This is a genomic window from Limnohabitans sp. (assembly GCF_034680285.1).
GTDB lineage: Bacteria > Pseudomonadota > Gammaproteobacteria > Burkholderiales > Burkholderiaceae_C > Limnohabitans_A.
In genome coordinates this window covers 283,737-297,303 of sequence record NZ_JAXITC010000001.1, presented here as the reverse complement: position 1 = coordinate 297,303, position 13,567 = coordinate 283,737, and the positions used below count along the sequence as shown (strand labels likewise).

Below are 13,567 nucleotides of genomic sequence, written 5' to 3'. Positions count from 1 at the left end.
TACATATTTGCTGGCATTCAGGAGACTTTCATGGGCAGCTTTGCTGACTTTCACGCACGCTCGATCAACGACCGCGACGCTTTTTGGGCCGAGCAGGCCAAGTTGGTGGACTGGAAAGTGCCGCCACAGCAAATCTGTGATTACAGCAACCCGCCTTTTGCCAAGTGGTTTGTGGGAGGCGAAACCAACCTCTGCCACAACGCGGTGGACCGCCATTTGGCGGATCGCGCCGACCAGCCTGCTTTGATCTTCGTCTCGACCGAGACCGATCAGGAAAAAACCTACACCTTCCGTGAACTGCACGCCGAAGTGCAGCGCATGGCTGCCATCTTGCAAGACCTGGGCGTGGTCAAAGGCGACCGCGTGCTGATTTACATGCCCATGATCGCCGAGGCGGCTTTTGCCATGCTGGCCTGCGTGCGCTTGGGCGCGATTCACTCGGTGGTGTTTGGTGGTTTTGCGTCGCATTCGCTGGCCACCCGCATCGAGGACGCCTCGCCCAAAGTTATCATCAGCGCCGACGCCGGCTCCCGTGGCGGCAAGGGTGTACCTTATAAGCCGTTGCTGGACGAAGCCATCAAGCTCTCGGCCCACAAACCGGCCAACGTGATCATGGTGGACCGCAAACTGGCTGCCTTCACCCCTGTAGCCGGACGCGATGTGGATTACGCCACCGAGCGGTCCAAGCACATGGATGCGGTCGTGCCGTGCGTGTGGGTCGAATCCACGCACCCCAGCTACACGCTTTACACCTCGGGAACCACCGGCAAGCCCAAGGGCGTGCAGCGCGATACCGGGGGCTACACCGTGGCCCTGGCCGCCAGCATCCCCAACGTATTTGAAGGCAAGCCCGGCGGCACCTTTTTCTGCACCAGCGACATCGGCTGGGTGGTGGGCCACAGTTACATCATCTATGGCCCACTGATCGGTGGCATGGCCACCATCTTGTACGAAGGCCTGCCTATTCGCCCTGACGGCGGCATCTGGTGGAGCCTGGTCGAGAAGTACAAGGTCCAGGTCATGTTCAGCGCCCCCACAGCCATCCGGGTGCTCAAAAAGCAAGACCCTGCGCTTTTGTCCAAGTACGACCTGTCCAGTCTGCAGGCACTCTTCCTGGCGGGCGAACCCTTGGACGAACCCACGGCCAAATGGATTTCGGAAGGCCTGAGCGGCAAGGCCATCATCGACAACTACTGGCAGACCGAAACCGGTTGGCCGATTCTGAGCATTTGCAATGGCGTTGAAAAAGCGCCCAGCAAGTTCGGCTCGCCCGGAAAAGCGATTTACGGCTACAACGTCAAGTTGGTCGACGACCAGACGGGCGAAGAGTTGACCGGCGCCAACCAAAAAGGTGTGTTGACCATCGAAGGCCCCTTGCCCCCCGGCAACCTGCAAACCATCTGGGGTGACGACGAGCGGTTCGTCAAAACCTATTGGAAAACCGTCCCTAACAAGCTGGTTTACAGCACCTTTGACTGGGCTGTGCGGGACGAAGATGGCTACTTCTTCATTTTGGGCCGCACCGACGACGTGATCAACGTGGCCGGTCACCGCCTGGGCACCCGCGAGATCGAAGAAAGCATTTCCAGCCACCCCAACATCGCCGAAGTGGCGGTGGTCGGCGTGGCCGATCAGCTCAAAGGTCAGGTGGCCATGGCGTTTGCGATTGCCAAGGACACTTCGGGTTTGACCGATGCTGCGGCCCGCAAAGCGCTGGAGGCCGAGGTGATGAAGGTGGTGGACTCGCAGCTGGGCGCTGTGGCCCGGCCTTCGCGGGTGATGTTTGTCACGGCCCTGCCCAAGACGCGCAGCGGCAAACTGCTCCGCCGGGCGATCCAGGCCGTGGCCGAGGGGCGCGACCCCGGTGACCTGACCACCATGGACGACCCAGCGGCTTTGCAGCAGATCGTGGATCTGATCAAAGGCTGATCCCCAAGGCCCCGCATTGTCGGGGCCTTTTTTTATTCTGCAAAGGGACTCTTTCGTCAACTGTAAGTTACACATCGGACAAGCCATGGCACAATGCGCGCTGTACTCAGGCCCTTCCCCTGCCACAGTCGCATCCGCCAACCGGTCCAGCCGTGTCGCGGAAGGTAACAATCCACCAACTAATGTTTCCCCGAGGGAAACGGAGGTCAGCGAAATATGAGCGAGACAAATTCCGTCTACTCTGCCTATTCAGGCAACACCCATCTCTTCGGGGGCAACACCCCCTACGTCGAAGAGATGTACGAAAATTATTTGGCCAATCCGGGCAGCGTCCCAGACTCCTGGCGCGACTACTTCGATGCCCTCCAGCACGTTCCTGCAGTCGATGGCTCCAATGCCAAAGATGTGCCGCACCAGCCCGTCATCAACGCTTTTGCCGAACGCGCCAAAGCCGGTGGTACCAAAGTCGTTTTGGCCAGTGCCGATGTCGAAATGGGCCGCAAGCGCACCGCCGTTCAGCAGCTGATCGCCGCTTACCGCAATGTGGGCCAACGCTGGGCCGACCTGGACCCCTTGAAGCGCACCGAGCGCCCCAACATTCCTGACCTTGATCCGGCTTTCTTCGGCTTCACCGATGCCGACCAGGAAACCGTGTTCGACACCAGCAACACGTTTTTCGGCAAGAACAACATGTCCTTGCGCGAGTTGCTCAATGCGCTGCGCGAGACTTATTGCGGCACGCTGGGTGCCGAGTACATGTACACCACCGACCAAGCTGAAAAGCGCTGGTGGCAGCAAAAGCTCGAAAGCATCCGCAGCAAGCCCAATTTCACTTCGGACAAGAAAAAACAAATCCTCGACCGCCTGACAGCCGCCGAGGGTCTGGAGCGCTATTTGCACACCAAATACGTGGGCCAGAAGCGTTTCTCGCTCGAAGGGGGCGAGAGTTTCATTGCGGCCATGGATGAGTTGATCCAGCAAGCCGGCGCCCAAGGCGTGCAAGAAGTCGTGATTGGTATGGCCCACCGCGGCCGTCTGAACGTTTTGGTCAACACCATGGGCAAATTGCCTGCGGACCTGTTCGCCGAGTTTGACCACACAGCCCCTGAAGAGCTGCCAGCCGGTGACGTGAAATACCACCAAGGCTTCAGCTCGGACGTCACCACGCCCGGTGGCCCCGTTCACTTGTCGCTGGCTTTCAACCCGTCTCACCTGGAAATTGTCAACCCCGTGGTTGAGGGTTCGGTGCGTGCCCGCATGGACCGCCGTGGCGACCCCTTGGGCAAGCAAGTGCTGCCCGTGTTGGTGCACGGTGACTCCGCTTTCGGCGGCCAGGGCGTGAACCAAGAAACCCTGGCCTTGGCCCAAACCCGTGGTTACTCCACAGGCGGCACGGTCCACATCATCATCAACAACCAGATTGGTTTCACTACCTCCGACCCGCGCGACATGCGCTCCAGCGTGTTCTGCACCGACATCGTCAAGATGGTCGAAGCGCCGGTTCTGCACGTCAACGGGGATGATCCTGAAGCGGTGGTTTTGGCCACCCAATTGGCCTTGGAATACCGCATGACGTTCCAAAAAGACGTGGTGCTGGACGTGGTCTGCTTCCGCAAACTGGGTCACAACGAGCAGGACACCCCTGCGTTGACCCAGCCGCTGATGTACAAAAAGATCGCGACCCACCCCGGTACGCGCAAGCTATTTGCCGACAAACTGTCCACCCAAGGTCTGGGCGAAACCCTAGGCGACGACATGGCCAAGGCTTACCGCGCGGCTTTGGACGCCGGCAAGAACACGACCGAACCCGTGTTGACCAACTTCAAAACCCAGTTCACCGTGGACTGGGCGCCTTTCATGGGCAAGAAGTGGACCGATGCGGGTGACACCTCGATCCCCTTGGCCGAATGGAAGCGTTTGGCTGAACGGATCTCCACCATCCCTGAGTCGGTCACGCCACACCAGTTGGTGAAAAAGGTGTACGACGACCGCGCTGCCATGGGCCGTGGCGACACGCCAGTGGATTGGGGCATGGGCGAACACATGGCTTTTGCCTCATTGGTGGCCAGTGGTTACCCAGTGCGTTTGTCCGGCGAAGACTGCGGCCGTGGCACGTTCACCCACCGTCACGCTGTCATTCACGACCAAAAGCGTGAAAAGTGGGACACGGGCACTTATGTGGCCCTGCAAAACGTCTCTGACAAGCAGGCGCCGTTTGTGGTCATCGACTCGATCCTGTCCGAAGAAGCGGTGCTCGGCTTTGAGTACGGTTACGCCTCCAACGATCCCAACACCTTGGTGATCTGGGAAGCCCAGTTCGGTGACTTCGCCAACGGCGCTCAAGTGGTGATTGACCAGTTCATTGCTTCCGGTGAAGTCAAGTGGGGCCGTGTGAACGGTCTGACCTTGATGCTGCCGCACGGCTACGAAGGTCAAGGTCCAGAGCACAGCTCGGCCCGCGTTGAGCGCTTCATGCAGCTCGCTGCCGACACCAACATGCAGATCGTGCAGCCGACCACGGCCAGCCAGATCTTCCATGTGTTGCGTCGCCAGATGGTGCGTGACCTGCGCAAGCCACTGGTCATCTTCACGCCCAAGTCGCTCTTGCGCAACAAGGACGCCACCAGCCCGGTGTCCGAGTTCACCAAAGGCAGCTTCCAGACCGTGATCCCCGAGAACAAAACGCTCAAGGCCGACAAGGTCAAACGCGTCATCGCTTGCTCGGGCAAGGTGTACTACGACTTGGTCAAGCAACGTGAAGCCAAGGGCGCTGACGACACGGCGATCATCCGCGTGGAGCAGCTCTATCCCTTCCCGCACAAGGCTTTCGCGGCTGAGCTGAAAAAGTACCCCAACGCCACCGACATCGTGTGGTGCCAGGACGAGCCACAGAACCAGGGTGCCTGGTTCTTCATTCAGCACAACATCCACGAGAACATGCTTGAAGGTCAAAAGCTCGGTTATGCCGGTCGCGCAGCGTCCGCATCGCCAGCGGTGGGTTACTCACACCTGCACCAAGACCAGCAAAAAGCACTGATCGAAGCGGCTTTTGCGAAGCTCAAGGGCTTCGTGCTGACCAAGTGAACCCGAGTCTGGCGCTGAAGGTTCAGCGTCAGACCCCTCGTCAAACGACCAACGCATAACGGAAATATCATGGCCATCGTAGAAGTCAAAGTCCCCCAACTGTCCGAGTCTGTGGCTGAAGCCACCATGCTGCAGTGGAAAAAGAAAGTCGGCGAATCGGTTGCTGCCGACGAAATCCTGATCGAAATCGAGACCGACAAAGTCGTGCTCGAAGTGCCCGCGCCCGCCGCTGGCGTGATCTCTGAAATCCTCGTGGCCGATGGCGGCACTGTGGCTGCAGAGCAATTGATTGCCCGCATCGACACCGACGGCAAAGTCGGTGCCGCCGCTGCACCAGCCGCTGCTGCCTCAGCACCCGTTGCCGCTGCCCCTGTGGCCGCCGCTGCCGCCGTCACAGGTGGCAACATGGCTGGTGTGGCCATGCCTGCCGCTGCGAAGTTGATGGCCGACAACAACCTGGCCGCTGGCTCGGTGGCTGGTTCTGGCAAAGATGGCCGCGTGACCAAGGGCGATGTGCTGTCGGCTGTGGCCGGTGGCGTCAAGTCCACGGCTGCGGTGATCCCCACAGGCGTGCCCACCAAAGCACTGGCCCAAGTGGCTGCCCCCGCTGTCAACTTGGGCGATCGCCCAGAGCAGCGCGTGCCCATGACCCGTCTGCGTGCCCGCGTGGCCGAGCGTTTGCTGCAATCGCAGTCGACCAACGCCATTTTGACGACGTTCAACGAAATCAACATGGCCCCGGTCATGGACATGCGCAAGCGCATGCAAGACCGTTTCGAGAAGGAGCACGGCTGCAAGCTGGGCTTCATGAGTTTCTTCGTCAAGGCTGCTGTCCACGCCCTGAAGAAATTCCCTGTGCTCAACGCCTCGGTCGACGGCAATGACATCGTCTACCACGGCTACTTTGACATTGGTATCGCAGTCGGTTCGCCACGCGGTTTGGTGGTGCCTATCCTGCGCAATGCCGACCAGATGAGCTTTGCCGAGATTGAAAAGAAAATTGCCGAATTTGGTCAAAAAGCCAAAGACGGCAAGCTGGGCATCGAAGAGATGACCGGCGGTACTTTCTCGATCTCCAACGGTGGCACCTTCGGCTCCATGATGTCCACTCCGATCATCAACCCACCCCAGTCCGCGATTTTGGGCGTGCACGCGACCAAAGACCGCGCCATGGTGGAAAACGGCCAAGTGGTGGTTCGCCCCATGAACTATTTCGCCATGTCCTATGACCACCGCATCATCGACGGCCGCGAAGCTGTCTTGGGCCTGGTCGCCATGAAAGAGGCGCTGGAAGATCCAGCCCGCTTGCTGTTCGACATCTAAATCCCCTTGTTTTGAATGCCCCCTGCCCAGGGGGCGTTTTTCATCCAGAGACACATACCATGAGCAAACAATTCGACGTCGTCGTCATCGGCGGTGGCCCCGGTGGCTACATTGCAGCCATTCGCGCAGCCCAACTCGGTTTCCAAGTCGCCTGTATCGACGAGTGGAAAAACGCAGCCGGTGGCCCAGCGCCCGGTGGGACCTGCACCAACGTGGGTTGCATCCCCTCCAAGGCTTTGCTGCAGTCCAGCGAGCACTTTGACCACGCCAACCACCATTTCTCCGAACATGGCATCAGCGCCACAGGCGTGAAGATGGATGTGGCCAAGATGATCGCCCGCAAAGACACCGTGGTGAAGCAAAACAACGACGGCATCTTGTACCTGCTCAAAAAGAACAAGGTCACGTTCTTCCACGGTCGTGGCAGCTTTGTCGGCAAGGCTGAGGGCGGCTATGAAATCAAGGTGGCGGGTAAGGCCGAAGAGGCCATCACGGCCAAGCAAGTCATCATCGCCACCGGCTCCAACGCCCGTGCTTTGCCCGGCACCCCGTTTGACGAGGTCAACGTGCTGTCGAACGACGGCGCTTTGCGCGTCGGCGCTGTGCCCAAGAAGCTGGCCTTGATCGGCTCCGGCGTGATCGGTCTGGAAATGGGTTCGGTCTGGCGTCGTCTCGGCGCAGAAGTCACCATCCTTGAAGGTCTGCCCACATTCCTCGGCGCAGTGGACGAGCAAATCGCCAAAGAAGCCAAGAAAGCATTCGACAAGCAAGGCTTGAAGATCGAGCTGGGCGTGAAAGTTGGCGAAATCGTCAACGGCAAGAAGGGCGTCACCGTCAACTACACCAACGCCAAAGGCGAAGCTGTGGTGTTGGACGCCGACAAGCTGATCATTTCGATCGGCCGCGTGCCCAATACCATCGGCTTGAACACCGAAGCGGTGGGCCTGCAGCTCGACGAGCGCGGCGCGGTGGTGGTAGACGCCGACTGCAAAACCAACTTGCCCGGCGTCTGGGCGGTGGGTGACGTGGTGCGCGGCCCGATGCTGGCGCACAAAGCCGAAGAAGAGGGCGTGGCTGTGGCCGAGCGCATCGCGGGCCAACATGGTCACGTCAACTTCAACACCATCCCTTGGGTGATCTACACCAGCCCCGAGATCGCTTGGGTCGGCCGCACCGAACAGCAGCTCAAGGCCGACGGCGTGGCTTACAAAGCGGGCTCGTTCCCGTTCTTGGCCAACGGCCGTGCCCGCGCTTTGGGCGACACCACCGGCATGGTGAAAATGCTGGCGGACGCTACGACGGACGAAATCTTGGGCGTGCATATCGTGGGCCCACAGGCTTCTGAGTTGATCGCCGAAGCTGTGGTGGCCATGGAATTCCGCGCCAGCTCAGAAGACATTGCCCGCATTTGCCATGCTCACCCGTCCTTGAGCGAGTCCACCAAAGAGGCCGCTTTGGCCGTGGACAAGCGCAGCTTGAACTTCTAAGTCTATGACCTGCCCGGAACTGTGGTTTCGGGTGAGTTGGGGTAAAGTTCCTCATCCCTGCAAACCCGGGCTTGGTCCCGGGTTTTGTTATTGAACTCAAGAGCAAGCCATCCATGTCCGTTCGTGAAGTTTACGAAGAAGAGTTGCAAAAACGCGGCTATCAAAGTGATCCGGCCCAGCTTCGGGCGATCGAAGCCCTCGAGCGTTGTGCCCAGGAATGGACCGCCTACCAGTCGAAGCGCTCTGGACTGTTGGGTAAGTTATTCAGCCACCCTGAAGTTCCCAAGGGGGTTTACATGTTTGGCGGGGTGGGGCGTGGCAAGAGTTTCTTGATGGACTGCTTTTTTGCAGCTGTGCCCGTTGAGCGCAAGACCCGTTTGCACTTTCACGAGTTCATGCGCGAAGTCCACCGCGAGCTGGCTGTTATCCAAGGTACGGTCAATCCGCTGGACGAGCTGGGCAAGCGCATGGCCAAACGCTACCAGCTGATTTGCTTCGATGAATTCCATGTGGCCGACATCACCGATGCCATGATCTTGCACCGCCTCTTGGTGGCCCTGTTCGACAATGGCGTGGGCTTTGTCACCACCTCCAACTTTGAGCCCGATGGCTTGTACCCCGATGGCCTGCACCGTGACCGCATCTTGCCAGCGATTGCTTTGCTGAACCAGCGGATGCAAGTGCTGAATGTGGACAACGGCACTGATTACCGCCGTCGCACGCTGGAGATGGTCAAGCTCTACCACTCACCTTTGGGTGAACAGGCTGACGCCGAAATGAACGACGCTTTCAACCGCCTGGCCACAGGCCCGGATGAAGACCCGGTGCTGCACATTGAGGCGCGTGACATCAGCGCCAAGCGACGAGCGGGTGATGTGGTCTGGTTCGACTTCCGTGCCATTTGTGGTGGTCCGCGATCGCAAAACGATTACCTGGAAATTGCTACCCAATACCACACAGTATTGCTCAGCAATGTGCCCCAAATGCCTGTGAGCATGGCTTCTGAGGCGCGGCGCTTTACCTGGTTGATCGATGTTCTCTATGACCGGCGCGTCAAACTGATCATGTCGGCTGCGGTCGCACCCGAAGCCCTTTACACCGCTGGCCCGATATCGCATGAATTTCCGCGCACGGTATCGCGCCTGCACGAGATGCAGTCCAGCGAATTTTTGGCCTTGGAGCACCGCACGGTGGACACCCATCTCACATGAAACACTTTGCGCTCGCCACATTGACGTTTTTGTACTCGCTGACCAGCATGCCGTTGGGTGCGCAGAGTCTGGTGGGCGAGCCAGAATTCATCCGTGTGCAGCGCGAAGCGATTGAACAAGACCGTCAAGTCGTCATGAGCACTTATGAACAAGCTGCCAAGGGCTGTTGGCAAAAGTTTGCGGTGAACAATTGCTTGAGCGACGCCCGCAAAGCACGCCGCGCCGCCTTGGAGCCTTTGCGCCAAAAAGACTTGGTGTTGAACACACAAGAGCGTCTTTGGCGAACCGAGCAGCGTGACTTGCGACTCGAAGGCAAGCAGCCAGAAAATCGCAGCCAACCATGAGCGACAAACTGTCGCAAGATCTGCGCTCACCGCAGCGTCAATTGATCGAGTGCCAAATGGCACACGCTGACTTGGACGCATTGATTGACCAAGCCGTTATGGCCCCTTTGCCGCTGGACGAGTTGATGCTCCGTCGCTTGAAAAAAAGGCGGCTGGCGTTACGCGACCAAATGGCGCAGTTGCAATGGATGATCGATCCCAAGGAGCCCGCTTGAGCTTGTTGCAACAAAGGGTGGCAGAAACCTTGTCGAGTCATGGTTCGCTGGCCCAAGCGGTACTCGGTTTTCAGCCTCGGGAGGGGCAAACCGACATGGCGATGGCGGTCACCCAGACTTTGGAGCAGGGTGGGCAGTTGGTGGTCGAAGCGGGCACGGGTGTGGGCAAGACCTATGCTTATTTGGTGCCGGTTTTGCTCAGTGGCCAGCGGGCACTGGTGTCCACGGCCACCAAGGCACTGCAAGATCAATTGTTTTCACGGGATATTCCGCGTCTGGTCGAGGTTCTGGGTCTGCCCATTCGTGTGGCCTTGCTCAAGGGCCGTTCCAATTACCTGTGTTTGCACCGCATGCAGCAAGCCCGTCACAGTGCAGAGTCTGCCCAGCCGGGCGCACAGAAGGCACTGGCCAAGATCGAAACCTGGTCCCAGTCCACCCGTACGGGGGACATGGCCGAGTTGACGGGTTTGGATGAGCGCTCTTCCTTGTGGCCCCTGGTGACATCCACACGCGACAACTGCTTGGGGTCGAGCTGCCCCAGCTACCGCGCATGCCATGTCAACCTGGCCCGAAAAGAGGCCATGGCATCCGACGTGGTGGTCATCAACCACCACCTGTTTTTTGCCGACATGGCAGTGCGTGAATCCGGTGTGGCGGAGTTGTTGCCGACGGTGCGGGTGACGGTATTTGACGAAGCGCATCAGCTCAACGAGATCGGCGTGAACTTCTTGGGCAAGCAATTGTCGACGGTTCAATTGCTGGAGTTGTCACGCGATGTGCTGGCCACTGGCCTGCAATTGGCGCGTGGCTTGGTGGATTGGCATGCTTTGGCAGATCAGCTGGAAAAAGCCTCTTGCGATTTGCGTTTGGCAGCAGGCATGCACCGTGGCTCGGTGCGTTTGCGATGGACGGAGGAAATGCCTGAAGGCGTGGAACCAGAAGATTGGTCAAGCGCACTTGTGCAATTGGTTCAGTCTTTAGGGCAGTTGCAAACGGGTTTGGAAATGGTCACCGAATTGGCCCCAGACTTCCAGCGTTTGCACGAACGGGCTACCGAACTGGCTCAAAAAGCGCATTTGTTTTCCCAGGTCCCTGACCCTGAGGGTGTCCGATGGGCCGAAGTCAGCGCGCAGCTGCGCTTGATCGAATCACCTTTAGACATCGCCCAAGCCTTTTCTGCACTGACGCGTCCAGCGCAGCTCAGGCCTTCCGGCGAAGCCGAACCCACTGCCGTCGATCCCGATTCCCTCGAGGCATTGATGGCGGGTGACCCCCGACACGGGCCACAGGACATGGCAGGGGCTGCAGCCGGTGTGGGGTCGGGTGTCGGGCAGCGCGCCTGGATTTTCACATCGGCCACCTTGGGCGATGAGCCCAGTTTGCGCTGGTTCACCGAGCCTTGCGGTCTGACTTCTGCGCAGGTGATGCAAGTTACCAGCCCCTTTGATTACACGCGGCAAGCCGCCCTGTATGTGCCCGAACATCTGCCAAAACCGGGTGACCCCGGTCATGCAGGGCATGTGGCACAGCTGGTCGTGGAGGCGGTGCAGCTGTTGGGCGGCAGAACCTTGGTGCTGACCACCACCTTGAATGCCATGCGCAGCATTGGTGAGTATTTGCAGACCCGCATGGACCCAGCCGCGAATGTGGAGGTCTTGGTGCAAGGGCAAAGCCCCAAGCGCCGCTTGATGGAGCGTTTCAGGGAGGGCGCAGGCGATGGTCGCGCAGGCTGTGTGCTGGTCGCTTCGGCCTCATTTTGGGAGGGCTTTGATGTGCCCGGGGAAGCCTTGCAGTTGGTGGTCATCGACAAGCTGCCGTTTCCCCCACCAGGCGACCCTTTGTTTGAAGCCAGGAGCCAACGCATTACCCGTGAAGGCCGCAGCGCCTTTGCTGACCATGCATTGCCAGAAGCAGCGGTTTCCCTCAAACAGGGTGCTGGGCGTTTGATTCGCAGTGAAACCGACCGGGGCGTACTCGTGGTGTGCGACACCCGTTTGGCCACCATGTCTTATGGCCGCAGGTTGGTAAGGGGTTTGCCTGAAATGCGCCGATTGAATGGGCACCCAGAGTTTTTGGAGACTTTGCTTCAGCTCACCACAGACGCCACCAAGGGGACGTTTTCTTGACGCCGCCTGCTTTCAGGATGGTGGACTGTGGGTGGTTTTTCTCCAACACACGCTTGGCATCGTCACGCAAAGTGCTCATGCCCAAAGCGTCGTAAGAGCTCACCAAAATGGCCAAAGCCTCTTCGACAGCTGGCACGCCCGGATATTCTGAAATGGCTTGTTGCGCACGGTTGACCGCCGCGACGTGGGCACCTCGACTGGCGTAGTAGCGCGCCACATGCACCTCGTACGAAGCCAGTGCGTTGACGATGTACATCATGCGTTGGCGTGCTTCGGGGCTGTATTTGGAGTCGGGAAAACGGGATGTCAACTCTTTGAAGGCCTCGTAAGAGGCTTTCGCCGCCATTTGGTCACGCTCGGACAAGTCCTGCTGGGTCAAAAATGAGAACAGACCCAGGTTGTCATTGAAATTGACCAAGCCCTTGAGGTAGAGGGCATAGTCCAACGCGGGGCTTGCGGGGTGCAAGCGGATGAAGCGGTCCAATGTGGCAATGGCCTGAATTTTGTCGCCGGTTTTGTATTGGGCAAATGCCTTGTCGATCTGGGCCTGCTGCGCCAACACGGTGCCCGCTGCACGACCTTCGAGCTTTTCGTAGTAGCCAATGGCTTTGTCCCATGCGCCAGAGTTGGCTTCGTCTCGTGCCTCGGCGTAGATTTTTTCGGGTGTCCAAGCTGCAGTGACGTCTTTGGGGGTGTTGGAGCAGCCCGACAGGAGCAGTCCCATTGCCAAAACCAGGCCAGCGGGAACCGTCGATAATCTGAAGCTTCGCATCTGTGACACCCTTGAACTGTTAAACGCTTTGATTATATCGACCGACCCTGGAATGGATGACCTCGCTGGCTTGATGGACGAGGGTGAGCGTGCGCTTGAGGTTTCGGAAGAGGAAGTGCGCACCAGCCAAGTGCCGATCGATTTGCACGGGCAGCGGCTGGACAAAGCGATGGCCCAAATGGTGCCTGAGTTTTCACGCAGTTATTTGCAGCAATTGATCGAGCAAGGTGACGCCCTGATCGACGGTCGTGTGGTGACCAAAGTGTCGACCAAAGTCCGTTTGGGGCACCAGGTGCAAGTCACGTTGCGCGCAACGCCTCAGTCGCAGGCCTTTGTGCCCGAAGCCATGCCCATCGATGTGGTCTACGAAGATGCTCATTTACGGGTGATCAACAAGCCGGCGGGTTTGGTGGTGCATCCTGCCCCGGGCAACTGGCGCGGCACTTTGCTCAACGGTTTGTTGGCACTGGACCCTTTGGCCAAGGATGTGCCAAGGGCAGGCATTGTTCACCGACTGGACAAGGACACCAGTGGCTTGATGGTGGTGGCCCGTACCCGCCAAGCCATGGATGCGCTGGTTCAATTGATTGCCGCTCGAGATGTCAAGCGCCAATACTTGGCCATTGCGCACAAATCTTGGACTTCTCCTTCCCCCACGAAGGTGGAGGCGGCCATTGGGCGCGATCCGACCAACCGTTTGCGCATGTCCGTGGTCGATTTGTCTTACCAGGCGGGCAAAACGGCTGCAACGACCATTGAGGTGCTGGATCAAAATACATTTGGCTGCTTGGTGCAGTGCACCTTGCATACGGGGCGCACTCACCAAATTCGGGTGCACATGGCGCACATTGGTCATCCCTTGTTGGCAGATGCTGTTTACGGTGGTGCCAAGGCGGCTGGAATGGCGCGTCAGGCCTTGCACGCTTGGCACTTGGCCTTTGTTCACCCTATCACCGGGCAAACCATTGATCTTCGTTCCGAATTGCCTGAGGACATGGCTCAGGCCCTCGCCGATTGGGGCCTCGGCTACAATCCACCACGTTAGAGTGCACCGACTCTCTGGACATCCGACGCCG

Annotated in this window: 10 protein-coding genes; 9 read left to right on the top strand and 1 reads right to left on the bottom strand. The window is 58.8% G+C overall.

Going from position 1 to position 13,567, the window contains the following annotated elements; genetic code table 11:
• The first annotated feature begins 30 nt into the window (after positions 1-30).
• The 8 genes from SWE17_RS01385 to SWE17_RS01350 all read left to right on the top strand — a co-directional run bounded on the left by SWE17_RS01385 (position 31) and on the right by SWE17_RS01350 (position 11,719).
• Positions 31-1,929, top strand: coding sequence for a propionate--CoA ligase (locus SWE17_RS01385; RefSeq protein WP_322991344.1), 1,899 nt, complete (start codon positions 31-33; stop codon positions 1,927-1,929).
• A 216-nt stretch (positions 1,930-2,145) separates the two neighbouring features.
• Positions 2,146-5,013: a 2-oxoglutarate dehydrogenase E1 component gene (locus SWE17_RS01380; protein WP_322991343.1), complete on the top strand. Its 2,868-nt coding sequence runs from the start codon at positions 2,146-2,148 to the stop codon at positions 5,011-5,013.
• Between the two features lie 69 nt (positions 5,014-5,082).
• Positions 5,083-6,336 carry a 2-oxoglutarate dehydrogenase complex dihydrolipoyllysine-residue succinyltransferase gene (gene odhB / locus SWE17_RS01375; protein WP_322991342.1) on the top strand — a complete coding sequence of 418 codons (1,254 nt, stop codon included), beginning with the start codon at positions 5,083-5,085 and terminating at the stop codon, positions 6,334-6,336.
• A 59-nt stretch (positions 6,337-6,395) separates the two neighbouring features.
• A complete protein-coding gene (lpdA, locus tag SWE17_RS01370; RefSeq protein WP_322991341.1) occupies positions 6,396-7,823 on the top strand; it encodes a dihydrolipoyl dehydrogenase in 1,428 nt (475 codons plus the stop codon).
• A gap of 113 nt (positions 7,824-7,936) precedes the next feature.
• The gene (gene zapE, locus SWE17_RS01365) at positions 7,937-9,034 is read left to right on the top strand and encodes a cell division protein ZapE (RefSeq protein WP_322991340.1); all 1,098 of its coding nucleotides are present in this window, start codon (positions 7,937-7,939) and stop codon (positions 9,032-9,034) included.
• Positions 9,031-9,378 carry a hypothetical protein gene (locus tag SWE17_RS01360; RefSeq protein ID WP_322991339.1) on the top strand — a complete coding sequence of 116 codons (348 nt, stop codon included), beginning with the start codon at positions 9,031-9,033 and terminating at the stop codon, positions 9,376-9,378. Before zapE ends, SWE17_RS01360 begins: the two co-directional genes overlap by 4 nt.
• Before the next feature lie 8 nt (positions 9,379-9,386).
• Positions 9,387-9,593 carry a YdcH family protein gene (locus SWE17_RS01355; RefSeq protein WP_322991415.1) on the top strand — a complete coding sequence of 69 codons (207 nt, stop codon included), beginning with the start codon at positions 9,387-9,389 and terminating at the stop codon, positions 9,591-9,593.
• A complete protein-coding gene (locus tag SWE17_RS01350; RefSeq protein WP_416234944.1) occupies positions 9,563-11,719 on the top strand; it encodes an ATP-dependent DNA helicase in 2,157 nt (718 codons plus the stop codon). The genes SWE17_RS01355 and SWE17_RS01350 overlap by 31 nt, the downstream gene beginning before the upstream one ends.
• On the opposite strand, the gene SWE17_RS01345 is transcribed toward SWE17_RS01350, so the two are convergent.
• Positions 11,685-12,443, bottom strand: a complete 759-nt coding sequence (locus SWE17_RS01345) for an outer membrane protein assembly factor BamD (RefSeq protein ID WP_322991338.1) — start codon at positions 12,441-12,443, stop codon at positions 11,685-11,687. The two genes, SWE17_RS01350 and SWE17_RS01345, sit on opposite strands and share 35 nt — an antisense overlap.
• A gap of 100 nt (positions 12,444-12,543) precedes the next feature.
• Between SWE17_RS01345 and SWE17_RS01340 the strand changes: the two genes are divergently transcribed.
• Positions 12,544-13,536: an RluA family pseudouridine synthase gene (locus SWE17_RS01340; RefSeq protein WP_322991337.1), complete on the top strand. Its 993-nt coding sequence runs from the start codon at positions 12,544-12,546 to the stop codon at positions 13,534-13,536.
• Positions 13,537-13,567: the final 31 nt, after the last annotated feature.